This window comes from Streptosporangium vulgare, assembly GCF_042428775.1.
GTDB classification, from domain to species: Bacteria; Actinomycetota; Actinomycetes; order Streptosporangiales; family Streptosporangiaceae; genus Streptosporangium; species Streptosporangium vulgare.
Genome location: NZ_JBHMBS010000009.1, coordinates 20,345 through 42,881, shown reverse-complemented (window position 1 = coordinate 42,881; position 22,537 = coordinate 20,345). Strand labels below are relative to the sequence as shown.

Here is a 22,537-nt window from a genome sequence, read left to right as displayed (position 1 = left end):
GGGGAGCATCCGCGTCCGCGACGTCGTGCCACCGGCCGGTGCCTGTCACGTCATACGGCCTCGCCTCTCGTGGCCGGCCCGTCTCCGGCACGTCGTACGACTTCACGTCCCAAGACCGGCCCGTCTCCGTCACGTCGTAGGACCGGCCACGACGGCCGTCCCCGGGGGGCGGCCCCGGGGGGGCCGCCTCTCCGCACGTCACGCGGTGATCGCCAGCAGTTCCGGGTCCACGGGGTGGCGCAGCGGCCGGCCCGCCAGTGCCAGGAGCACCTCGTCCACCGCGCACGCCCCCAGCCTGGCCAGCTCGTTGCCCAGCGCCCCGGCGACGTGCGGGGTGAGGATGACGTTGGGCAGGTCCCACAGCACCGAGTCGGCGGGGACGACCTCGGGCTCGGTCACGTCGAGCACCGCCGACAGCCTGCCGGTGGCCAGTTCGGCGACGAGCGCCCCCTGGTCCACCAGCGAGCCCCTGGCGGTGTTGATGAGCGTCGCGCCGTCGCGCATCGCGGCCAGGCGGGCCGCGCCGACCATCCCGGCCGTGTCGTCGGTGGCCGGGGCGTGCAGGGAGACGATGTCGGCGGCGGCGAACAGGTCGTCGAGCCCGACCAGCCGGGCACCGAGCACCCGCGCGCCCCTGGCGTCCAGGTACGGATCGGCGATCAGCACGTCCAGGTCGAAGGGGGCGAGCAGCTCCGCGACCCTCCTGCCGATCCTGGAGGCCCCGACCAGGCCGACGGTCCTGCCGTAGTTGCCGTAGTCGCCGTAGTCGCGGTGGCCGTCGCGCCCCTGGTACAGGCGCAGGTCCACCCTCCTGGTCCGGTACTCGCGGGCGAGCGCGAGGACGGACTTGCCGGTGAGCAGGATCATCGCCACGGTGTACTCGGCGACCGGCAGGGCGTTCGCCGAGGCGGCCGAGCTCACCGCGATTCCCCGGGCGAACACGGCCTGGCCGACGTGTCCCTTGACGCTCCCCGCCGCGTGCACGACGGCCCGCAGGCGCGGCGCGCGGCGCAGCACGGGCTCGTCGATGGGCGGGCAGCCCCAGCCGGTGACCAGGACCTCCGCCCGCTCCAGGCGCGCCCGCGCCTCGTCGGTCCCGAAGTCGGTGAGCGGCGCCGCCAGGTCGGCCTCGGCGGCCGCGCGGAGGCGGTCGGCGACGGCCGGGGGGAACAGGCGGGCGGGCAGCCCCGGGTACATCGCCAGTACCACCGACGGCGGACCGGCGGTCACCGGCCGGCCCAGATCAGGCCCCGCCGGGTGAGCTCGTACACGGTGGGGTGCCGCAGGTCCTCCATCCGGTGACCGACGGCGGAGAAGAAGACCTTCCCCCTCCCCCACCGGCGGGTCCAGACGACGGGCATCGGGGTCTCCGGGGAGACGAACCGGGTGGTGGCGAGGACCTCGTTGTGGGCGTCGGTGAGCATCCAGTACTGCTCGGTCTCGACGGTGAAGTCGTCCAGCCCGGCGACGATCGGATGGCCGGCGTGCGCGGGGTCGATGACGACGTCGTAGGTGAGGAAGTCCTCGGGGTGGTGCAGGAAGAGCCCGCCGACCATCCGCAGGTAGTCGTGGCTGCCGTCGAAGGTCGCCACCAGGCCGCCGTGCCAGCCGGCGAAGCCGGTGCCCGCGCGGACCGCGGACACCAGCCCCGACTCCTGCTCCGCTGTCAGGACGCCGCCCGTCCAGCACTGCACGATCAGGTCGGTCCCGGCCAGCAGCGGCCCGTCGGCGTAGACCTCCAGGTCGTCGGCGACGGTCACCTCGAAGCCCGCGGCGGCCAGCTCGGGGACGAACAGCTCGGTCGCCTCGACGGGGACGTGCCCCTCCCAGCCGCCGCGGACGACCAGCGCCCTCCTCATCGGCGGCCGGCCGGGTCGCTCGCCCAGTCGGGCAGGGTGAGCGGGGTGCGCTGGACCCCGATCCACTGGCGCCTGGTGAAGCCCGGCATCTGGTTCTCCGCCCCGTGACGGGCGTGCGCGTCGTTGACGTGGACCTCGCCCGCCCGCAGCCGCTCGGCCACGTCCATGCCGCGCATCAGGTCGGCGGTGAACACCGAGTCCATCATCATCGGGTGCCGGTTGGCCAGCTCGACGGCCTCGTCCTCGGAGTCGACCACCGTCACCGGGATGACCGGCCCGAAGATCTCCTCGGTGAACGCGGGCATGTCCGGGGTCACCTCGGCCAGCACGGTGGGGCGGTAGAACAGCCCGTCGTAGGTGCCGCCGGTGACCAGCCGGGCGCCCTTCGCGATCGAGGGCGCGACGATCCGCTCGTGCAGCCGGTCCCGCTGGCCCTCGCTGATCAGCGGACCCAGGTCGGTGTCCGGCGACATCGGGTCGCCCAGGCGCAGCGCCTCGACCCGCCTGGTCACGGCCTCCAGGTAGCGGTCGGCGACCTCGCGGACGACGATGTGCCGGCTGGAGCTGATGCACGTCTGCCCCTGGAACTCCAGTGAGGCGATCATGGCGTGGGAGGCGGCCAGCTCGACGTCGGCGTCCTCCAGGACGATGAAGGCGTTGTCGCCGCCCAGCTCCAGGCGGATCGAGCGCAGGTCGGTGGCGGCGGAGGCCGCGATGGCCAGGCCGACCTCGCGGGAGCCGGTGAAGTCCAGCAGGTCCAGCCCCCGGTGGTCGGCCAGTGCCCAGCCGGCCTCGGGACCGTCCCCGGTGACCACGTTGAAGACCCCGGCGGGCAGCCCGACGGCCTCGGCGGCCTCGGCCAGCACGTGGCCGCCGACCAGCGGGGTCAGCTCGGCGGGCTTGAGCACGATGGTGTTGCCGAACGCCAGGCCGGGCGCGACCATCCGCATGGCGAGGTTCATCGGGTAGTTCCACGGCGTGATGACGCCGATCACGCCCAGCGGCACCGCGCGCGACAGCGAGAGCTTGCCCGCCTTGTACGGCGGCAGGATGTCCCCGGCGTTCTCGGTCGCCTGGACGGAGGAGATGAGGAGCTGGCGGATGCTCGTGCTCACCTCGTCCTCGGCCTTGGCCCGTACCCCGCCCGTCTCACGGACGCTCAGCTCGACCAGCTCTTCGTAGCGGCCCTGGAGATGCTCGGCGAGGCCCCGCAGGTATCCGGCCCGCTCGGGTGCCGAGAGGGCGGCCCAGGCGGGCTGCGCGGCACGGGCCGCGGCGACGGCCCGATCGACGTCGGCGGGGCCTCCCAGCGCGTACGTGCCGATCCGCGCGCCGGTCGCCTTCTCGTGCACGGGGGCGGTGCCGCCCGAGGCGGCGTCCTGGAATGTCCCGTCGATGTACAACCTGCCCACAGCCATCCCCTACATCTATTATTACTCTTAGTACAGAATGCAAAATAAGTGCTGAGCGGAGGCGGCGTCAACAGTCCTGGGAGACGCCGTGAAGGCGGTCGCGGCCCCTCGTCTCCGAGGTCAAGCGGGCGCGAGGCCAGGCGGCCGTCGGGCGGACGGGCACGGGCGGGCGCGGGATCAGGCGGGCGCGGGATCAGGCGGGCGCGGGATCAGGCGGGCGCGAGGTCAGGCGGCGCCGGGGCCGGGGGCGCGACGCGGCCCGCCGGGCGCACCGCGTGGCTGCGCAGCAGGAAGTCCTCGACGACCAGGGTGGCCGCGCCCAGCGCGACCGCCTCGGCGCCGAGCCTGCCCAGCTCGATCGAAGCCTGCGAGAAGGGCAGCGGCAGGGCGTACCGGGCGGCGGCGGCGCGGATCTCGGGAAGGAACCTGCGCCCGAGGAGGGACCCGGCCCAGCCGCCGAGGATGACGCGCTCGGGGTTGAAGAGGTTGATCAGGTTGGCCAGCCCGGCCCCCAGGCAGCGGACGGCCTCGTCGAGCGCGGGCCGCGCCAGCGGGTCGGTGAGGAGTTCGGCGAAGACGCTCTCCTCGTCGTCACCTCCCAGGTCCCTTCCCGCGCCGGCCAGGATCGCCTCGGCGCCGATGTAGGCCTCCAGGCAGCCCTGCCCGCCACAGCGGCAGGGGCGCCCGTCGAGGACGATCTTCGTGTGGCCCCACTCGCCCGCGCCGCTCGCCGTTCCCCGGTAGGTGACGCCGCTGTTGATGATGCTCGCCCCGGCCCCCGTACCGATGAAGGTCATGACCAGGTGCTGGGCGCCCTTGCCCGCGCCGAACCAGAGCTCGGCCTGGCCCGTCGTCTTGACGCCGTTGTCGGCGAAGACCGGGAGCGAGGTGCCCTCGCGGATGAGCGCGCCCAGGGGCACGCCGTCCCAGCCGAACGCGCGGGCGTGGATGAGCAGGTCGGAGCCCTGCTCGGCGACGCCGGGGACGCCGAGGCCCATGCCGAGCACCTCGGACTCCGTGGCCCCCGCGTCGGACAGGACCGCCTCAAGGCCGTCGAGGATGTGCCGGGCCACCACGGCGGGCTCGTGATGGCTGGGGTCGAGGGCGAACTCCTTCCTCGCCCGCTCCTCCATCGCCAGGTCGTACAGCTCCACACGGACGCGCGTCTCCCCGACGCCCACCCCGACCACGTATCCGTACGAGGGATCGACCCTGAGCATGATCCGCGGACGCCCGCCGTCGGAGTCGACGGAGCCGGTCTCCACCACGATGCCGTCCGTGATGAGGTCGCCGATCACGTTGCTGACCGTGGCGGCGCTGAGCCCGGTCAGCTGGGCCAGATCGTGCCTGCTCAGCTCGCCGGCGAAATACAGCGTCCACAGGACCACGGACCGGTTGCCCTTGCGCACGTCGCGAAGGGTCCCCCGCTGTGGACGGCTCATGCTTCTCCCCGGGGAAGTAATTTCAGGTGTTAGTACAACTACTCTAGTCACTGCCGGACCTGGCTTTTCTGCCGCGCTCCCCCATACGGGGAACGGTTCGCCGGTGTCGGGCGTGAGGAGAGTTTCCCAGGTCGTGCCGCGCGTCGCCACGCCCCCGCGCCACCACGGCACCGCGAGGCCGCCGAGGAGAGGACCCCCACTCTCCTGGGCTCGGACGGCTCCGGTTGTTAGGCTCGGCCACCAAGCAAGTGCTCACTTTATGACACGAGGACGGACCATGGCGGCAGACGGCGGGACCGAGGGCCGGGCGGACACGTACGGGCACTGCGATCCGCGGTTCTCCCGGGTACGGGAGGTGTTCGACGCGCACTTCGCCGACGGCGAGGAGCTGGGCGCGTCGTTCGCGGTCTTCCTGGACGGCGAGCCGGTCGTGGAGCTGTGGGGCGGGGTCGCCAACCGCCGCAGCGGGCGGGCGTGGGAGCGCGACACCCCCGTGCTGGCGTACTCGTGCACCAAGGCGGTGACCGCGACGGCCGCGCAGCTGCTGGCCGAACGCGGCCTGCTCGACGTCACCGCCCCGGTCGCGGACGTCTGGCCGGAGTTCGCGCGGCGCGGCAAGGAGCGCGTCACCGTCGAGCATCTCCTCACCCACCAGGCGGGGCTGCCCGCGCTCGAGGAGCCGGTCCCGGTCGAGGAGTTCGAGGACCAGGCCGCCATCGCCGACCGGCTGGCCGGGCAGGAGCCGATCTGGGAGCCGGGCACCGCGCACGGCTACCACGCGCTGACGTACGGATTCCTGGTCGGCGAGGTGGTCCGCAGGGTGTCGGGCAAGTCCGTGGGCGAGATCGTGGCCACCGAGATCTCCGGCCCCCTCGGCCTGGAGCTCTGGGTCGGCGCCCCGGACGACGTGGCGGCGCGGGCGGCCCGGCTGTCCGCCGGGGACCGCCCCGCGGAACCCGCGGAACCCACGGCATCCACGGCATCCACGGCACCCAGTGCCCCCACGGCGGCCGAGCTGCCGGGACAGGGGCCGGGCGACCCTGTCTACGAGATGGCCAGGGCCTCTCTCGACAAGGACAGCCTGTTGAACCGGGCACTGGGCAACCCTCCGATCCACAGGTTGCGTGGCGGAGCCAACCACCCGGTCGTCCTGCGCGCGGGCTGGCCCGCGATGGGCGCCGTCACCACCGCGCGGGGCCTGGCGGGCTTCTACCGTGACCTGGTGGCCGGGCGGATCCTGCGCCCGGAGACCCTGCGCGACGCGACGCTCAGGAGGGTGCACGGCCCCGACAGGGTGCTGTTCCTCGACAGCTCCTTCGGCCTGGGCTACATGCGGCCGGCGCTGTCCTTCCTCACCCCCGCGCGGGGCGCGGAGACCGCGTTCGGCCACACCGGCATGGGCGGATCGCTGGGCCTCGGCGACGTCGAGCACGGCCTGGGCCTGGCGTACACGATGAACAGGATGGCGGGCGCCGTCTCGGGGAACCTCCGCGCCTACCGCCTGGCCGAGGCCGTCTACGAGTCGCTCCCCCGGACCGGCCAGGCCCGCTGACCCCGGTCTCCCGGTCTCCCGGTCTCCCGGTCTCCCGGTCTCCCGGTCTCCCGGCACGGTCGGCTACCGAGCACGACTCCAACGTCACCCTTCGCAAAAGTTGACCAACCGTGACAACCAACCGCATGGGTGAGACCGTCGAACAAGTCGAGGGCACGCGGAAGGGGACGGGATGGTTCCGGGATACCGTGAGGTTCGGGAACTCGGCGTCGGCGGAGGCGGGCGTGTGGTGCTGGCCACGTACGCCCCCACCGGCGCCTACGTGGCCATCAAGTACCTCAACGCGACCCTCAGGGACGATCACCGCTTCCTGGCGCGCTTCCGCGCGGAGGCGCGCGTCATGGTGGAGCTGCAGGACCCGAACGTGGTCCAGCTCTACGAGTACTACGAGGACGTGCTCGAAGCCGCGATCGTGATGGAGCTGGTCGACGGGGTCGCGCTCAGGCGGATCCTGTCCGAGCACGGCAGCACGAGCCCGGAGGCGGCGCTGACCGTGCTCAAGGGCTCGCTGCTCGGCCTCGCCTTCGCGCACGCCGCCGGTGTCGTGCACCGCGACTACAAGCCCGAGAACGTGCTGATCCAGGCCGACGGCGGCAGCAAGCTCGCCGACTTCGGCATCGCCGCCCACGTCGGGGAGGCCGGGATGACCGCCGGCACCCCTGCCTACATGGCCCCCGAGCAGTGGGAGGGGGGCCCGGCGAGCGCGGCGACCGACGTCTACGCGGCCACGTGCGTGTTCTTCGAGTGCCTCACCGGGCGCAGGCCCTACCTGGCCGACCACCGCCTCGTGCTGATGCACCGCCACCGGCACGAGGCGATCCCGGTGGAGGAGGTGCCCAGCTCGGTACGCGGGCTCGTCATGCGGGGCATGGCCAAGAACCCGGCGGACCGGCCGCGGAGCGCGCGGGCGTTCCTGGAGGAGCTGGAGGCGGCGGCACTGGCGGCGTACGGGCCTGAGTGGGAGCAGCGCGGCCGGCGGCACCTGGCCGAGCTCGCCACACTGCTGGCGCTGGCGTTCCCGCTGGCCAAGCCCGCGCCGAAGGCCGCCTCCTCGGTCGCCCAGACGGTGCTCGGCCGGGTGGGACGGGTACGCCGCCCCCGGCTGGGCCCCAGGACCCTGGCCGGGCTGGGGGTGATCACCGTCGCGATGACCGCCGGGGTGATCGCGGCCAACCGGCCGCAGGACCGGCTCTCCGCCGACACGATCTTCACCCCGCCGCCCAGCTCCGTGATGATCGAGGAAACCCCCGGGCAGCGGCGGAGCCGGGTGTCCGCGCCTCCCGAGCCCTCCGCCGGGCCGGGCCGCCCCTCGGGGAGCGCCACCGCCAGGAAGCCCGGGTCCTCCTCGAACGGCGCGAACCCCGGCCAGGTCACCTCGCCTCCCTCCCCGGCCCCCACGCGGACGGTGGTCACCCTGCCGCCCGTGCCCACCTCATCTCCCTCGCCCCCCTCGCCTTCCTCGTCCCCCCCGCCTCCGCTGCCGACCGGCTCGCAGCCGCCGCCCCCGTCGCCCACCCGCACGTCCACCCGGTCGCCGGTACCGGAACCCACCGGGACGGGCGCGCCGGGGCCCGTGCACGTGGTCAGCGGCCTGAAGGTCGTGGGAATCGACGCGCACGGGACCACGGTCGGCTTCCGCGCCTCCACCACGGGCACCGTCGCGGTGACCGTCACCTTCGCCGAGGGACCCGACCGCGACCGGCTCGTCCGGGCGGCCCCGCGCACCTCCGTGATCGGCGGGCTGAGGACCTACTCCCACACCGTCCCGCACACCTTCACCGTCCCGTCCTGCGGGCAGACCCTCTACCGCCGGGTCACGGTCTCCACCTCGCCCCGCTCCTCGGGCGGGACGGTCAGCCGTACGGAGAAAGTGCGCGGCGAGGTGTGCGCGCCGCCCGAGGTCTCGATCACCTCCTTCGACGGCACCACGGTCGGCTTCCGGGTGAGGACCTCAAGCACCTCGGCGGTGACCGTGCGGCTCGGGTTCGCGCAGCGGCTCGGGGGCACGCGCGAGGCGCCGACCGGGAGCACGCGGGAGCTGGAGCTGTCCGGCGACACCGAGTACGAGCGGGAGGTGGTCGGAGAGTTCGCCGATCCGCCCCGATGCGGGGGGTACGTCACCCGGCTGGTGACGATCACCACCGTGCCCGAGGGCGACATGCCCTCCCGGACCGCCCGGATCGACCTGCCCGCCTGCACCCCCGACCCGGGCACGAACCCCGACTCGGACCCGGAAACGACCCCGGAGACGGGCCCGGACACAGGACCGGCCCCGGACACGAGCACGGACCCGGGCCGCCGGGACCCCGGGGATTCGGAGAGTCCCCCCGGGAACGGCCCGGCCCTGGTGGACCTCGACCTGGACATCGACCTCGGCGGCCTCCTGGACGGCCTCCTGTGAGGTGATCGAGCCCGCACCGGCTCGGTGACCGGCGGCCACCACCGGACCCGACCTGGCCGACCCCAGCCGGGCCGAGCCGACCCCGGCTGGACTGGACCGGGCCGGGCCGGATCGGCGGACCCGCCGACCGGCGGCACACCCGCCCCCCGGCCAGGGGGGGGGCCGCCGGCCCGCCCCCTCCGCCGACGTGCGCCCAGGTCACCGGCCCCGGGCCACGGATACGCGCGGGAAAACGACCGGCACATAGTGTGGGTTGTGCCGGTTGAATACGGACATACAGCGATCCACTCCCGAAACCGGCGTGAGGGCTGACGGATGCTGGTGAATGCTGGTGAATGCTGATGGATGAGGTGGCGTTGGTCACCTCTAGGCGGTGGCAGGCGACGGACCTGCCTCCCGAGGTGACCAGTTTCGTGGGGCGTCGGCACGAGATGGCCGAGGTCAAGCGCCTGCTGTCCGGAGCGCGTGTGGTGACCCTCACCGGCCCCGGCGGGGTCGGCAAGACCCGGCTGGCCCTGCATGTCGCCGCCGACGTCCAGCGGGCCTTTCCCGACGGGGTGTGGTTCGTCGAGCTCGCCGGGCTGGAGACCCCGGAGCTGCTCGCCGGATTGGTGAACGAGGCCCTGGAGATCAGGGACGTCTCCCACCGTCCCGCCGTGGAGGTGCTCATCGACCACCTGCGGGAGAAGCGGGCACTGCTGATCCTCGACAACTGCGAGCATCTCCTGCGGGCCTGCGCCGTACTGGCGGGGGCCCTCGTCCGCTCGGCCCCCTACCTGCGGATCCTCGCCACCAGCCGGCAGGCGCTGGGCATCTCGGGCGAGCAGACACTGGTCGTACCCCCCCTGCCGCTGCCGCCGGGCCCCGGCGACCCCAGGCCGTCCGCGGAGCCGTCGGCCCAGTCGGAGTCGGTACGCCTGTTCGTCGAACGGGCCACCGCCGTACTGCCGGATTTCACGCTCACCGAGGCCAACCGATCAGCGGTGGAGCAGATCTGCCGGCGGCTGGACGGCATCCCGCTCGCGATCGAGCTGGCCGTCGTGCGGCTGCGCGCCCTCTCCCCCGAGGAGCTGCTGGCCCGGCTGGACAACCGGTTCCGGCTGCTCACCGGCGGTTCACCCGCGACACTGCCCCGCCAGCAGACACTGCGCGCGCTGATCGACTGGAGCCACGCCCTGTGCACCGAGAAGGAGCAGTTGCTGTGGGCGCGCGTCTCGGTGTTCGCCGACGGCCTGGACCTCGACGCGGCCGAGGCGGTCTGCTCGGGGGACGGCATCGACCGCGAGGAGGTCGTCGATCTGGTGATCGGGCTGGTGGGCAAGTCGATCCTGCTCCGGGAGGATCCCCCCTCGGCGTCCACCACGACCCGCTACCGGCTGCTGGAGACGATCAGGCAGTACGGCAGGGAGAGGCTCGTGGCCTCGGGGCAGGAGCGCGCCCTGCAGCGGCTGCACCGCGACCACTACCGGCGGCTGGCGGCGGAGGCGTACGCGGAGCGGTTCGGCCCGCGCCAGGTGTCCTGGCTGGGCAGGCTGAAGCTCGACCACGCCAACCTGCGCACCGCGCTGGAGTACTGCTTCGGCGAGTCCGGGGAGACCTCCGTCGCCCTGGGCATGGCCACCGACCTGCTCTACCACTGGACCACGAGCCACTACCTCAGGGAGGGGCGCCGCTGGCTGGACCTGAGCCTCCGCTGCGCCGGCGGCCCCGACGAGATCCGGGGCCGCGCGCTGTGGTCCAACAGCTGGCTCGCCATCATCCAGGCGGACGTCGTCTCCGCCACGACGATGCTGGAGGAGGCCAGGAAACTCGGCGAGCGTCCCGGGCACGAACCGGTCCTCGCCTACGTCGCGCTCTACTCGGGGATGATCGCCATGTTCCGGGGCGACGTCGATCTCGCGATCAGCCTGTACGAGGAGGCGGCGACGCGCCACCGCGCCAACGACGACCCGACGGGCCAGGCGCTGGCGCTCGTCCGGCTCTGCCTCGCCCACTCCTTCCGGGGCGACTGGGCGAGCGCCGTCTCCGCCGGGGAGGAGTGCATCGCGCTGTGCGACGCCCACGAGGAGGGCTGGCACCGGGCGTACGCGATGATGGCGCTCGGCATCGGGGTCTGGAGCCAGGGTGACGCCCCGCGCGCCGAGGAGCTGGAGAAGGAGAGCCTGAGGTTCAACCGCTCACTCGACGATCTTCTGGGTCTCGGCGTCAACCTGGAGGTGCTGGCCTGGATCGCCGCCGCGGAGGGCGACCACCAGCGGGCGGCCAGGTTGCTGGGGGTGCTGGAGACGGTCTGGCAGACGATCGGGGCGCCGCTGTCCGGTTTCGGGCACCTGACGCGCTACCACGAGGAGTGCGAGGAGCGCACACGCGAGGCTCTCGGAAAGCAGTCCTTCGACACCGTGGTCAGGCAGGGCGCGAAGATGCGGTGCGACGAGGCCTTCGCCTTCGCCCTCGGGGAGGAGGCGCCCTCCCGCGGCCGCTCCGGCGAGGCCGAGAAGCCGTCGCCGCTCACCCGCAGGGAGACGGAGATCGCCAAGCTCATCGCCCAGGGGCTGAGCAACAAGGAGATCGCGGCCTCGCTGACGATCGCCCAGCGCACCGCGGAAGGTCACGTCGAGCACATCATGACCAAGCTCGGCTTCCACTCGCGGGCCCAGATCGCCGTCTGGACCGGCGAGCGCATCCGGAACGCGGACGGGGACCGTACGCCCGACGCATGACGGGCGGGGCGGAGACGACGGATACAGACGGATATAGACGGATACAACGGAGACGACGCGCGGAAGAGGACGCACAGGAGAGGACGCCGGAGCCGACGGGTGCGATGATCTCGTCGGCTCCGGCGTCCGGCTGGAACCGGGTCGGGGGACTCGGCTCCGGCCTTCGGAGATGGTCTGTGTGCCCGGCCCCGAAGGAACCTGGCGGCGGGGCCCGAGGCGGTGGTCCCTCGGCCCGCGACCGGGACCCGGACCGGGCGGTTGTGCCGTGGCAGGCGCCCGAGCGGGCGGCGCGGCCGGGCTTTCACCTCCGGGCTCGGAGGCGGTTTCCCGGACGTCTTCCCGGGGCGGCCGTCCGGGCGGCGCGTGCGGTCGATCTCGCGCGGTCGGTTCTCGGCGGGCGGGCCGGCCCGGTGGCCGGCCGTCGCGGAGGCGGCGCGTCGATCGACCTCGCGGTCAGGTCCCGGCGGCGTTCGCGGTGAGCTCGAACCAGACGGCCTTGCCGTCGGTCGTACGGGCGCTGCCCCAGCAGCAGGACAGGAGTTCGAGCAGGTGCAGCCCTCGTCCCCGCTCCTCGTCGTCGCGTGCCCGGCACGCGCGGGGCAGGGAGGTGTCCGGGTCCGCGTCCTCGACCTCGCAGCGCAGCAGGCCGTCCTGGAAGGAGAGGGCGAATCCGATCGTTCCTCGCGAGTGGCGCAGCGCGTTGGTGACCAGCTCGCTGACGAGCAGCTCGGCGACCGTACTGTGCTCGTGCAGTCCCCAGTCCGCCAGGCAGGCGCGGGTCAGGTGGCGTGCCTGGGGCACGGATGCCGATTCGGGTGCGAAGGAGCACGACGTCTCCTGGCCGTACGGCGCTCCGAGAAGAGAGTTCATGAGCGTTCACCTACGTGGTCGGCGGTTGCCTCGATCAAGCGTGGTTGGCACGCGCGTCCGCCACCGGAGGCCGACGTCCACCGCGGAGCCGTCCGCCCGCGTGGCGTGTTCGGTCCCGGTCCGGCGGGCACACGCGCCGGGATCATGCCGCCTGCCCCAAGGAGACTCGGTGCAGAGGCATACCGTGGACGGGAGTGCTGCGACCGTCGGGCATGAGCGCTCCGGTGTCGTCGAAGACCACCACGCCGTTGCAGAGCAGGCCCCACCCCTGCTCGGGGTGGAAGGCCACGAGGGACGCGGCTTCGTGATCGGGTGCGCTGGCGAGTGGGCAGCGCGGCTGGTGTTGACACATGGCTCGTACCTTTTAACCTTCGCTGGTTGCTGTTGAGCCTTTCCTTGTGTGACCAGCATCTCTCAGCCGCCATACGTGCATAGCGGGATAAATACCCATATGTCTACCTATTTCGCCAAAAGGTAAAGAACCCAGGCGCGGACCCAAAGAACGATCGACAAGATCGAACCGGTGTGGGTACGGCGGTCCCGGCTCCGGTCGCGGCGATTCGGTAGATCCTTTTCCCGGGCGTTTTACGATCGAAGATCGTCCGGGAACCCACTGACCTAGGCTTTTGTCCGCGAATGCGACGCTGAGCGACTTGACGCGCCCTTTAGCATGTTGTGACCTATCCTTGGGGCCGGGTAACCTCCCTCGTCACGGAAGACAACTGGCCAATGGTGCCGCCACACGCGTCCCTCCACATCCCCGGCGGGCTCGCGTGAACGCGCCGTCGCTCAACCCCGTCTCCCGGTGGCCAGGTCGCGAGGCGGAGCGACCATGCCCGCACGGCCGCCGGGGGTCCTCGGAAACCCTCAATGACACCTGAGATGCACAAGTTCATCGAGCTGCTGGAGAGCCAGCTCGGATACTCCGAGAAGAGTGGCGGCTACACCAAGTTCGGTGACTGGTACGGCAAGAACGTCGAGTTCGACGCCGACTACACCGCCGCCCCCTGGTGCGACATGTACCTGTCGTGGGCGGCGGAGAAGCTCGGCTACCAGGAGTGGGTCGGCCAGTTCGCCTACACCGTCCACCACGCCCAGTGGTTCCGGCAGCAGGACGCCTGGGGCACCGTCCCCAAGCCGGGGGCCATCGTCTTCTTCGACTGGAGCGGCTCGAACAGGATCGACCACATCGACCACGTCGGGATCGTCACCCGGGTCGAGGGGGGCAGGATCCACACGATCGAGGGCAACATCGACGGCGGGGTCGCCAAGCGCAAGGAGCGCGACACCGGCAAGGTCGTCGGCTACGGCTATCCGGAGAAGATCAAGGCCCGGCTGGACCGGGAGGCCACCCAGAAGCAGACGATCGTCACGCCCGCCACGGCCGGGGACAACGCGGTGGTGATCGGCCCCGGACCCGACCTGCTCGCCATGCTCCCCGCCCCCGTACCCGCGCGGGAGACCCGGACGTCCACGGGTCCCGGCAAGGCCAAGCCCGCTCCCAGGCACGCCGCCGGGACGACGAGCACCGGCGAAGCCGGAAAAAACGGCAAGACCGTTCCGGGGAACGACGGCAGGACCGCGTCCGGGCAGAACCCCGCCGCGAGCACGCCCGCCGGGGCCCAGACGCCGGCCCCCACCGGCCGCACATCGCCCGGTAACCCTGGCAAGCCCGGTAAAACGGATAAGCCGGGCAAGCACGCCAAGGCTTCCACCGCCGACACCAGCGCGCTCGCCGTCACGCCCACCGCCACCGTCCGCGACCTCGCCACGCCCGTCCCGGGCCTCGACACCCCGGCCGTCCTCGCGCCGGTGCTGCTCGCCGCGGTCGCGATCCTCGCGCACGGCAAGGCCAGGCAGTCGAGGGTACGGCTCCTCGCGGCCGCCTCGGGGCGCACCGCCCCGGCCCCCTCCCTCGCCCCCTCGTCCCGCAGGGCCCCGGGCCGCCGCCGCGCCCCCGGCCGCCGCCGCATGCCCAGGAACGCCCCCGCCCGCGGCCTCTCGTACGCACCGGCCCCGGCCCGTGCCCTCGGGAACGCCTCCGCCGCCCACGACCTCGTAGAGGCCACCACCTTGACCAACGGCCTCCAGAACGCATCCGTCTCCCACGACCTCGCGGAGACCACCACCCTGACCCACGGCCTCGGGAACGCGTCCGCCTCCCACGACCTCGCGGAGACCACCACCCTGACCCACGGCCTCGGGAACATCCCCGCCCACGACCGCTCCTACGCGCCCGCCCCGGCCGTCGTCCCTGGAAACGCGTCCGTCTCCCACGGCCTCGGAGACGCGCCCGTCTCCCCCGACGTCACGAACATGTTCGCCGCCACCCCCCGGTCCGGCTTCCCCGACCTCGGGGACGCTCCCGTCCCTGCCAGGCGGTCCACGACTCCCCAGGGACTCGTTCCCGCGGGCATCGGGTTCCCCTCGGTCACGACCTCCGTCGCCCACGTCGAGGAGCCCCACGTGCCGGACCGTCGCGACGACCGTCCCCGCGCGCCCTACCAGGGCAGGCGTCGCCTGCACGAGCAGGCCGTGGCGGAGTCGTCGACCTGGGTGCGGAACGCCCCGCTACGCGGCCGCCGCCACCGCCAGGCCGACCCGGTGATCACCACCGCCGTCCCGGCGCGTCCCACCCGCCCCACCCGTCCCGCCCGGCTCACCGGGCCGGCTCGTCCCGCCACGTCCGCCCGCCCGGCCGCCGGGCCGGGAACGGCCGTCCCGGTCCCGGCGCCCCGGACCGGCCGGGGCGATCCCGCCGTCCCGGCCGGCCCTGCCGTGTCCCCCGCCGTGTCCCCTGCCGAGCCGGGCGACATCCTGGTCCACAGCGGCTACCGGGGTCGTCGCCGGGCCGAGGCGCTGGTCTGACCGCATCCCCCGCCCGGAGAGCGAGCCGAAGAGCGGGCCGGGGAGCGGGCCGGGGAGCGGGCCGGACCGGCCCCGCCGGGGAGAGCGCGCTCAGCGCTGCTCGGGCGGGCGCCCCATGGTCCGGCGCAGCTGCTCCAGCTCCGCCTCCAGCCCGGCGATCCGGGTGTTGGCGCCGGGGCCTCCGTGACCGCCCGGGCCCGGCTGGGACTGCGGCGGGCCGTAGGGCGAGTGCGGGCGGACCACCCGGGTGTCCTCGGGCGCGGCCGGGAGCGGGTAGGGCGCCCGCTGCTGGTACTGCTGCGGCGCGCCGTACGGCTGTCCCTGCTGTCCGTACTGCGGTTGCCCGTACTGGACGCCGCCGTGCGCCTGAACCGGGTAGCCGGGCTGCGCGCCGTACGGAACGGGCGGGAACGAGGCCGGCCCCCCGGAACGGCGCCTGCCCCTGACCACCGAGACGATCGTGCCGATCACGAACAGGGCGACCAGGCCGCCGCCGCCCCACAGCAGCCACGGCAGGATCGGCGTGCCGCTCTCGTCCTTGCCCGCGGTGATGGCCTGCTGGGAGTCGCTGATGTACTTGGCGACGTACGGGTGGTTCGGCTGCAACGCCTGCGTCTCGCGGAACCTGGGCAGCGCGTCGGAGTACCTGTTCTGGAAGAACAGGTCGAGCGCCTCGTTGTAGGCCTTCGTCGTCGACGACTCGGCAGGCTTGATGTTCTTCTCGTTCAGCTTCTCCTTGACGATGCTGACCGGCAGCACGAAGCTCTCACCCTCGGTGGAGCCGCCGTCCTGCTGGATCAGGCCGCCGACGAGGATGCCGATGACCCTGCCGTCCTTGCTGAACACCGGCCCGCCCGAGTTGCCCGGGTAGGAGGGCGCCTGGGTCTGGATGTAGGGCACCCCCTCGGGCGTCTGGCGGGCGGCGTTGTAGGGGCCCTCGGTGAACGCCGGGTCGAGCTTGGACTCCAGGTTGAAGATCGAGGTCTGCGTCACCGTACCGGGGAACCCGCTGATGTAGAGGGTGTCCCCGACGCGCACGTCGGAGTCCTCGCCCAGCGGCACGGTCGGCAGGTTGCTCTGCCCGTTGGCCTTGAGGATCGCGACGTCCTTGCCCGGGTAGACGGTGCCCTTGGCGACCAGCTCGATCGGCACCGTCTTGGTGGTCTTGTCCACACCGCCGCCCGGCAGGCTCTGCAGCAGCGAGAGCGAGCTCTTGACGTTGCGGATCTTGATGTTGTCCGCGTTCCAGACCTGGAAGATCTTCGTCGCGGTCCTGAGGATCTCCTCGTCGGAGGCGATGTCACCGAGGTCGGCGACCAGGTCGGCGGCGTCCTTCTCGTTGATCTTCGTGAGGGCCTGGGTCGCGAAGGTCTGCGCGAGCTCGGTCTCCTCCTGGCCGACGCAGTGCGCGGCGGTGACCATGTAGCCGTCCGGGGTGACCCACCAGCCGGTGCACAGCCCGCCCGCCGTCGCCTCGACGACCCGCTCCTGCCCGCCGGGCGAGAAGTAACGGCCCGGGTCCTTGGCCATCTGCTGCACGACCCAGCGGTAGATGCTGTTCTCGTCGGAGGAGATCTTGCCGCTCTGCACGGCGTTCACCCCCTGCTGGGTCAGGGTCCTGATCGCCTCCAGGTTCGCCTCGGGCGTCGGCACGGCCACGTCGGCCGTGTAGGACACCGAGGTCAGCTGGACCGCCGGATGCGTCCTGGCCGCCAGCCACGTCCCGACGGGGACGTCGACCTCCTTCGGCTTCGCGACCGCGGTGCCCGGCAGGGCCAGCGTGCTCGCCAGCACCAGGCCGGCGACGGCGCCGATTCTTCCCCACATCTTCGTACTCTCCCCAAACTCGCTTCCCGGGCGAGAGCATGGCGGAGCCTACTTGGGGAGGACTTGGAAGCGACTGGGACACCGGGCCGGGACACGGAACGGCTTTCGCGGGCCGGCCTTCCCTACGGCTTTCCCGGTGGCCGGGCACCGGACGGCCCGGTCACCGGGAAGGTCGCGGCCGGCGCGACCCGGACGGGACCGGGGCCGGCGTCCGCTCTCCTCAGCCGCGGCCCGCGCCGACGAGTTCCCTGCGCGGCCGTTCCGGTCCCTCCACCACCTCGTCCTCCTCGTGGCCCTCGACGGAGAGGTCGGGCAGGATGCGGTCCAGCCAGGCGGGGCACCACCAGTTGGCCCTGCCGAGCAGGGCCATGGTCGCCGGGACCAGCAGACCCCGGATGATCGTGGCGTCCACCGCGATGGCCACCGCCAGGCCGACACCGAAGATCTTGACCATGGGATCGGGATAGGCGACGAACGCGACGAAGACCGCGACCATGATCAGGGCGGCGGAGGTGATGACCCTGCCGGTCGACCCCAGGCCCTCGGCCACCGCCCTGCGGTTGTCGCCGTGCCTCAGGTACGCCTGCCGCACGGCGGTGAGCAGGAAGACCTCGTAGTCCATCGACAGGCCGAACAGGATCGCGAACAGCATCAGCGGGATGTAACTGTCGATCGGCACCGTGAAGAACACCGTGCTCAGGTAGGAGCCGTCCGCGCTGACCGGCGTGTCCATGCCGACCAGGCGGCTGCCCAGTCCCAGGGAGAAGACCAGCGAGAGCGCGCCGAACGCGGCCCCCAGGGAGACCAGGTTCATCAGCGCGGCCTTGATCGCGACGACCGGCGAGCGGAACGCCAGGAGCAGCAGCAGCGCGCTCAGCAGCACCACGACGCCGACGACCAGGGGCGTGCGTCCGGCGATCCTGTCACCGGCGTCGGCCATGCCGGCGACCTGCCCGCCCACGTGCACCTGGGCTCCCTCGATGTCGAGCGCGCGCACCGCCCTGACCACGTCGAGCGCCCGGGGGTCGCCGGGGGCGTACGCGGGGATCGCCTGCACCAGCGCCGCCGTGCCACCCCTGTTGAGGACCGGGGCGCCGACGTGGACCACTCCCTCGACGTCCGCGACGCGGTCCTTCAGGGCGTTCAGTACCGCCGGGGCCGGCTCCCGGTCGACGACCCTGGTGTCCAGGTCCGCCACCACGACGAGCGGGCCGTTCATGCCGGGCCCGAACCCGGCCTGCAGGAGCTCGTAGGAGCGCCGCGTGTCGGTGCCGCGGTCGGCGTAGCCGTTGTCGAGCGTGCCCAGCTTGAGGGCGAGCGCGGGGGCGGCCAGCGCGGCCAGGATGGCGACGCTGAGCGCGAGCACGCTCCACGGCCGCCGGGCCACCCAGTTGCCCAGCGAGGCCCAGCCCGAGGAGCCGTGACTGCCCTTTCGTCCGGTGAACGGCAGGCGCAGCGCGTTGACCCGGTGACCGAGCAGGCCGAGCAGCGCGGGGACCAGCGTGACCGAGGTGACCACCGCGCAGACGACCGAGATGCCGGTGATCCAGCCGAGCGTCTGCAGCAGGGGGAAGCCCGCGAGCATGAGCGCGCTGAGCGCGATGATCACGGTGCCCCCGGCGAACACCACCGCGCCGCCGGAGCTGGCGGCCATCCGGCGGACCGCCTCGTGGACCGGCAGGCCGTCGGCCAGCAGCTTGCGGTGCCTGCTGAGCAGGAAGAGGGCGTAGTCGATGCCGACACCGAGACCGATCATCGTCGCCATGATCGACGCCTGCTTGGGCACGTCCACGATGTGCCCGAGCAGGCTCACCACGCCGAGCCCGGTCGCGATGCTGATCAACGCGGTGAAGATCGGGATCATCGCGGCGACCAGGGTGCCGAACGCGAGCAGCAGCACCAGCAGCGCGCAGGCCACACCGATGATCTCGCTGGTCCCGGTCTTGATCTCCTTGTCCGCCGGGCTGCCCGAGGCCGCGGGGACCGCCTCGATGCCCGCCGCCCGCGCGGGTTCGGCCGCCTCGGAGAGGAGCTTGGTGGTCTCGGCCAGCTTGGCGGTGTCGTTCCCCTCCAGCTTGACCGAGATGATGCCGATCTCCAGGCTGGGCGCGAGACCGCCGACCTGGTAGGGGGACTTCACCTCCTTCACGTGCGGCACGTCGCGGATCCGGTCCACGGCGCGCTCCACGGCGCGCTTCCTGGCGTCGGTGATGAGGGGGCCGTCGGGCGAGTAGAGGACGATCTGGGCGGAGCTTCCCGCCCCGTACCCGGGGCCGAAACCGTCCTTCATCAGGTCGACGGCCCGCTGGGCGTCGGTGCCGGGAATGCTGACGTCGTTGCTGACCGGGCCGGGGAAGAACACCGATCCCGCCGTCAGCAGCGCCGCCGCGACCACCCACAGGGCCAGCACGATCTTGCCGTGCCGCGCACACCAGCTTCCCAGCCGCCCCAGCAAACCAGACATCGGTGACCGCCCCGTTTTAGTATCAAACGTCCTGAAAAGGCGTACTGTACGCTCGTACAGAACCTACGGTAGAGAGTAGGGGGACAAATCAGGAAATGCTCTAGACAGCGCGGGAGTGAGACGATGACCACACTCGAGCACGGGCATGACACACGCGAACGGATCCTCGACGCCGCCCGCCTGCTGTTCGCCGAGCGCGGCTACGCGGCGACCTCGCTGGCCGACATCGCCTCCGCCGTCGGCCTGACGAAGACGGCCGTCGCCTACCACTTCCACCCCAAGGACCGCCTCGCCACGGAGCTGGCCGCACCCGCCGTCGAGGACATCGTGGCCCTGCTCCAGAGCGACTTCGACGACGACCGCGCCTTCGTCGAGGCCCTGGTGACCTTCGCGGTCAGGCACCGCGCGGTCATCCGGCTGATCATGGAGGACATCAGCTGCGCCGACGACGCGCCCCCCGGCTCCCCCGGCGAGGCCATCCGCGTCTTCCGCGACGAGATCTATCTCCGCCTGGCCGGCCCCGACCCCGATCCCGCCCACCGGGTCTGGGCCTGGGCCATGCTGGGCTCTCTCCAGTACGCGGTGGTCAAGACGATCGACCTCCCGGAGGAGGACGTCAGGCGGACCCTCCTGGCCACCGCCCTCGCCTCCCTCTGAGACGTCCTCCCCCGGACCTCCCGAGGCCCCCGGGGCTGAGGCGCCCTTCCCCGGACCGCTTGAGATCCCCGGGCTGAGGCATCCTCCCCGGAACCTCCTGAGATCCCCTGGATGTCCCGAGCCTCCCCCGAGCCGTCACCCCGGACGCCCCCTCACCCGGAAGGGGCGGCCTCCCCGGGAACGGGCGCCGGCGGGACCGTGGGATCGGGAGGCTCGGTGCTCTCCCCAGGACCCGGCCCGGGTCCGGGACCGGGACCGCTCTGGCCCCCGACACCGACCGTGATCACGATCGTCACGCCGGGCCTGGCGCAGGTGCCGGGCGCCAGGCTCTGCGCCAGCACCACCCCGTCCTGGCTCTCGACGGTGACCAGCCGCGCCCGCGTCCGTACGGCGAACCCCGCCCCGCCGAGGGTGTTGGAGGCGTCGGTCGCGCTCTGGCCGGTGACCGGCGGCACCGGGACGCCGTTCCTGGAGACGACGAGTTCCACCGCGCTCCCCGGGGAGACGCGCCTGCCCGCGCCGGGGGTGCTGGCGAGCACCCGCCCGCCCGGCTGCTCCGAGCAGCGCGTGCTGACCCCACCGGCGACCAGCCCGGCCTGGGCCAGAGCCGCCTGGGCGGCTCTCCTGGCGAGACCGACCAGCGTGGGCACCTGGGTGCCGCCGGAGACCTGCAGGTCGACCCTGCCCTTCTTCGGCAGCGCGGTCCCCGGCGCCGGGCTGCTCGCGAGCACCTCGCCGAGCGGCCGGTCGGAGGTGACCGCCTTGACGGCCCCGGCGACCAGCCCGGCCTGTTTGATCAGGCGCGCGGCCTCGGAACGATCCAGCCCGACGAGCGCGGGCACGACCACCGTGGCGGCCGGGGGCGGCAGCGGGGAGGACCTGACGCCCTCCGCGCGCGGGGGCCTGACCGGGACCGTCGGGAGGGTCGGGAGCGGTCTGATCGGAGCGCTCGCCCTGCCCGCGTGCGGCACGGTGTCGTCCTGGGAGGTGGACTCCACCGCGGGGACGACCGGCGGAACGGGCGCGCCTCCGGGCGCGACGCCGCTCAGCGCCGGGACCAGGACCCCCACCAGCACGGCGGCGCTGATGAGCAGCGCGCCGGAGACCGCGACGGAGGCCCTGGTGGCCGCCTGCCCGGGGTGGGTCCGGGGCTCGTCGAAGTCCTCGCCCCCGGTGTGGAACGCGCGCCCGCCGGACCCCGCGCCCACCGAGGACGCGCCGCCCGATCCACCGGCCCCGCCGGGCCCGGCCCGCCGACCGGCCCCCGACGCGCCCCGCCGTCCGGAAAGACCCGCGGCACTGAACCGGCCGGACTGCCCGGACTGGCCGGACTGACCGGGTTGGCCGAAATGTCCGAACTGGCCGGACGAGACGGAGAAGCCGGAGGAGACCGAAGGACCGGAGGCGTCGAGCCCGCCGGGCGCGGGCGGGAACCCCGGCACCACCGAGGACCGGGACTCGGTCACCGACCGGCCCCCGTCGTCGCCGAGCAGCGCGAGCAGCAGCTCCCTGCTGGTGGGGCGGTTACGGGGGTTCTTGTCCAGGCAGTCGACCACCAGCGCGCCGAGCAGCCCGTCGAGACGGCCCAGCTGCGGGGCCGCGGTGAGGATCCGGTTCAGGACGGCCGCGATCGAGTCCTGCCCGAAGGGCGCCTGGGCGTTCGCGGCGAAGCACATCGTGGCACCCCAGGCGAAGACGTCGGCCGCCGGGTTGATCTCGGCGCCCTCCACCTGCTCGGGCGCCATGTAGGCGGGGGTGCCCGCGCCGCGCCCGCTCTGGGTGGCCGCGGCGTCCAGCGCCCTGGCCAGCCCGAAGTCGATGACCCTCGGCCCGTCGGGGCCGAGCAGCACGTTCTGCGGCTTGAAGTCGCGGTGCACGATCCCGGCCCGGTGGATGGCCGCAAGCGCGGTGGCCGTGCCGATGGCCAGGCGCTCCAGCCTGCCTCCCTCGCGGGGCCCGCTGACCGCGACCTCGCGGTGCAGCGACGGGCCGTCGACGTACTCGCTGACGATGTAGGGCCGATCGCCGTCCAGCCCGGCGTCGATCACCTGGGCCGTGCAGAACCGGGCCACCTGCTTCGCCAGCTCGACCTCGCGGAGGAAGACCTCGGGGTCCTCCCCCACCGAACCGTGCAGAAGCTTGACCGCGTAGGGCTCGGAGCCGGTGTCGGGGCGCACCCCGACGTAGACCACCCCCTGCCCACCCTCTCCGAGACGCCCGATGATCTCGTACTCACCGAGCGCCGCCGGATCCCCCGTTTTGAGCGGCTGCGCATACGGCACGCGAGCCTCCCCTCGCCGCCACCCTTCTCACTCAAGAAGAAGCATCGCCGACAGTCAACGGGGATGAAGGTCTTGTCTTCCTCACCGTGACACTCATGTGATGCTCAGGTCAGGGCAAGACACAACACATCCCCCGAATACGCAGCCCCCTTTTCTTCCGGACCACCGCACCCTTTTCTCTCC

General features: G+C 72.7%; 14 protein-coding genes. 5 read left to right on the top strand and 9 right to left on the bottom strand.

Annotated features, from left to right (window positions below):
• Positions 1-198: 198 nt before the first annotated feature.
• The 4 genes from ACFFRH_RS19975 to ACFFRH_RS19960 form a co-directional block, all read right to left on the bottom strand.
• Positions 199-1,230 carry a hydroxyacid dehydrogenase gene (locus ACFFRH_RS19975; protein WP_386158500.1) on the bottom strand — a complete coding sequence of 344 codons (1,032 nt, stop codon included), beginning with the start codon at positions 1,228-1,230 and terminating at the stop codon, positions 199-201.
• Positions 1,227-1,859 (bottom strand): ThuA domain-containing protein, encoded by a 633-nt coding sequence (locus ACFFRH_RS19970; RefSeq protein ID WP_344748244.1) that lies wholly within the window; start codon positions 1,857-1,859, stop codon positions 1,227-1,229. The genes ACFFRH_RS19975 and ACFFRH_RS19970 overlap by 4 nt, the downstream gene beginning before the upstream one ends.
• Complete coding sequence (locus ACFFRH_RS19965) at positions 1,856-3,271, bottom strand: aldehyde dehydrogenase family protein (protein ID WP_344748245.1); 1,416 nt, start codon at positions 3,269-3,271, stop codon at positions 1,856-1,858. The genes ACFFRH_RS19970 and ACFFRH_RS19965 overlap by 4 nt, the downstream gene beginning before the upstream one ends.
• Positions 3,272-3,480: 209 nt before the next feature.
• On the bottom strand, positions 3,481-4,713 hold the full coding sequence (locus tag ACFFRH_RS19960) for an ROK family transcriptional regulator (RefSeq protein ID WP_386158495.1): 1,233 nt from the start codon (positions 4,711-4,713) through the stop codon (positions 3,481-3,483).
• A gap of 277 nt (positions 4,714-4,990) precedes the next feature.
• On the opposite strand from ACFFRH_RS19960, the gene ACFFRH_RS19955 reads away from it, so the two are divergent.
• The 3 genes from ACFFRH_RS19955 to ACFFRH_RS19945 all read left to right on the top strand — a co-directional run bounded on the left by ACFFRH_RS19955 (position 4,991) and on the right by ACFFRH_RS19945 (position 11,386).
• Positions 4,991-6,265, top strand: coding sequence for a serine hydrolase domain-containing protein (locus tag ACFFRH_RS19955; RefSeq protein WP_386158492.1), 1,275 nt, complete (start codon positions 4,991-4,993; stop codon positions 6,263-6,265).
• A 172-nt stretch (positions 6,266-6,437) separates the two neighbouring features.
• Entirely contained in the window at positions 6,438-8,666 is a 2,229-nt protein-coding gene (locus ACFFRH_RS19950) for a protein kinase domain-containing protein (protein ID WP_386158489.1), read from the top strand.
• A gap of 335 nt (positions 8,667-9,001) precedes the next feature.
• A complete protein-coding gene (locus ACFFRH_RS19945; RefSeq protein WP_386158486.1) occupies positions 9,002-11,386 on the top strand; it encodes an ATP-binding protein in 2,385 nt (794 codons plus the stop codon).
• A gap of 453 nt (positions 11,387-11,839) precedes the next feature.
• On the opposite strand, the gene ACFFRH_RS19940 is transcribed toward ACFFRH_RS19945, so the two are convergent.
• Both ACFFRH_RS19940 and ACFFRH_RS19935 read right to left on the bottom strand, forming a co-directional pair.
• A complete protein-coding gene (locus tag ACFFRH_RS19940; protein WP_344748251.1) occupies positions 11,840-12,256 on the bottom strand; it encodes an ATP-binding protein in 417 nt (138 codons plus the stop codon).
• 142 nt (positions 12,257-12,398) lie between these two features.
• Positions 12,399-12,608: a DUF5999 family protein gene (locus ACFFRH_RS19935; RefSeq protein WP_344748252.1), complete on the bottom strand. Its 210-nt coding sequence runs from the start codon at positions 12,606-12,608 to the stop codon at positions 12,399-12,401.
• Between the two features lie 530 nt (positions 12,609-13,138).
• On the opposite strand from ACFFRH_RS19935, the gene ACFFRH_RS19930 reads away from it, so the two are divergent.
• Positions 13,139-15,124 (top strand): CHAP domain-containing protein, encoded by a 1,986-nt coding sequence (locus tag ACFFRH_RS19930; RefSeq protein WP_386158481.1) that lies wholly within the window; start codon positions 13,139-13,141, stop codon positions 15,122-15,124.
• A 90-nt stretch (positions 15,125-15,214) separates the two neighbouring features.
• Here the strand turns inward: ACFFRH_RS19930 and ACFFRH_RS19925 are convergent, their stop codons facing one another.
• Both ACFFRH_RS19925 and ACFFRH_RS19920 read right to left on the bottom strand, forming a co-directional pair.
• Complete coding sequence (locus tag ACFFRH_RS19925; RefSeq protein WP_344748255.1) at positions 15,215-16,951, bottom strand: trypsin-like peptidase domain-containing protein; 1,737 nt, start codon at positions 16,949-16,951, stop codon at positions 15,215-15,217.
• Positions 16,952-17,171: 220 nt separating this feature from the next.
• Positions 17,172-19,415: an MMPL family transporter gene (locus ACFFRH_RS19920; RefSeq protein ID WP_344748256.1), complete on the bottom strand. Its 2,244-nt coding sequence runs from the start codon at positions 19,413-19,415 to the stop codon at positions 17,172-17,174.
• A 123-nt stretch (positions 19,416-19,538) separates the two neighbouring features.
• On the opposite strand from ACFFRH_RS19920, the gene ACFFRH_RS19915 reads away from it, so the two are divergent.
• Positions 19,539-20,072: a TetR/AcrR family transcriptional regulator gene (locus ACFFRH_RS19915; RefSeq protein ID WP_344748257.1), complete on the top strand. Its 534-nt coding sequence runs from the start codon at positions 19,539-19,541 to the stop codon at positions 20,070-20,072.
• Positions 20,073-20,224: 152 nt separating this feature from the next.
• Here ACFFRH_RS19915 and ACFFRH_RS19910 read toward each other — a convergent pair whose 3' ends face one another.
• Entirely contained in the window at positions 20,225-22,354 is a 2,130-nt protein-coding gene (locus tag ACFFRH_RS19910; RefSeq protein ID WP_386158476.1) for a protein kinase domain-containing protein, read from the bottom strand.
• Positions 22,355-22,537 lie beyond the last annotated feature (183 nt).

Bases quoted from the DNA above. Each gene is read 5' to 3' on its own strand.
- ACFFRH_RS19920 (WP_344748256.1), bottom strand. From the start codon at position 19,415: ATGTCTGGTTTGCTGGGGCGGCTGGGAAGCTGGTGTGCGCGGCACGGC.
- ACFFRH_RS19955 (WP_386158492.1), top strand. From the start codon at position 4,991: ATGGCGGCAGACGGCGGGACCGAGGGCCGGGCGGACACGTACGGGCAC.
- ACFFRH_RS19950 (WP_386158489.1), top strand. From the start codon at position 6,438: ATGGTTCCGGGATACCGTGAGGTTCGGGAACTCGGCGTCGGCGGAGGC.
- ACFFRH_RS19915 (WP_344748257.1), top strand. From the start codon at position 19,539: ATGACCACACTCGAGCACGGGCATGACACACGCGAACGGATCCTCGAC.
- ACFFRH_RS19970 (WP_344748244.1), bottom strand. From the start codon at position 1,859: ATGAGGAGGGCGCTGGTCGTCCGCGGCGGCTGGGAGGGGCACGTCCCC.
- ACFFRH_RS19925 (WP_344748255.1), bottom strand. From the start codon at position 16,951: ATGTGGGGAAGAATCGGCGCCGTCGCCGGCCTGGTGCTGGCGAGCACG.
- ACFFRH_RS19945 (WP_386158486.1), top strand. From the start codon at position 9,002: ATGCTGATGGATGAGGTGGCGTTGGTCACCTCTAGGCGGTGGCAGGCG.
- ACFFRH_RS19930 (WP_386158481.1), top strand. From the start codon at position 13,139: ATGCACAAGTTCATCGAGCTGCTGGAGAGCCAGCTCGGATACTCCGAG.
- ACFFRH_RS19940 (WP_344748251.1), bottom strand. From the start codon at position 12,256: ATGAACTCTCTTCTCGGAGCGCCGTACGGCCAGGAGACGTCGTGCTCC.
- ACFFRH_RS19935 (WP_344748252.1), bottom strand. From the start codon at position 12,608: ATGTGTCAACACCAGCCGCGCTGCCCACTCGCCAGCGCACCCGATCAC.
- ACFFRH_RS19960 (WP_386158495.1), bottom strand. From the start codon at position 4,713: ATGAGCCGTCCACAGCGGGGGACCCTTCGCGACGTGCGCAAGGGCAAC.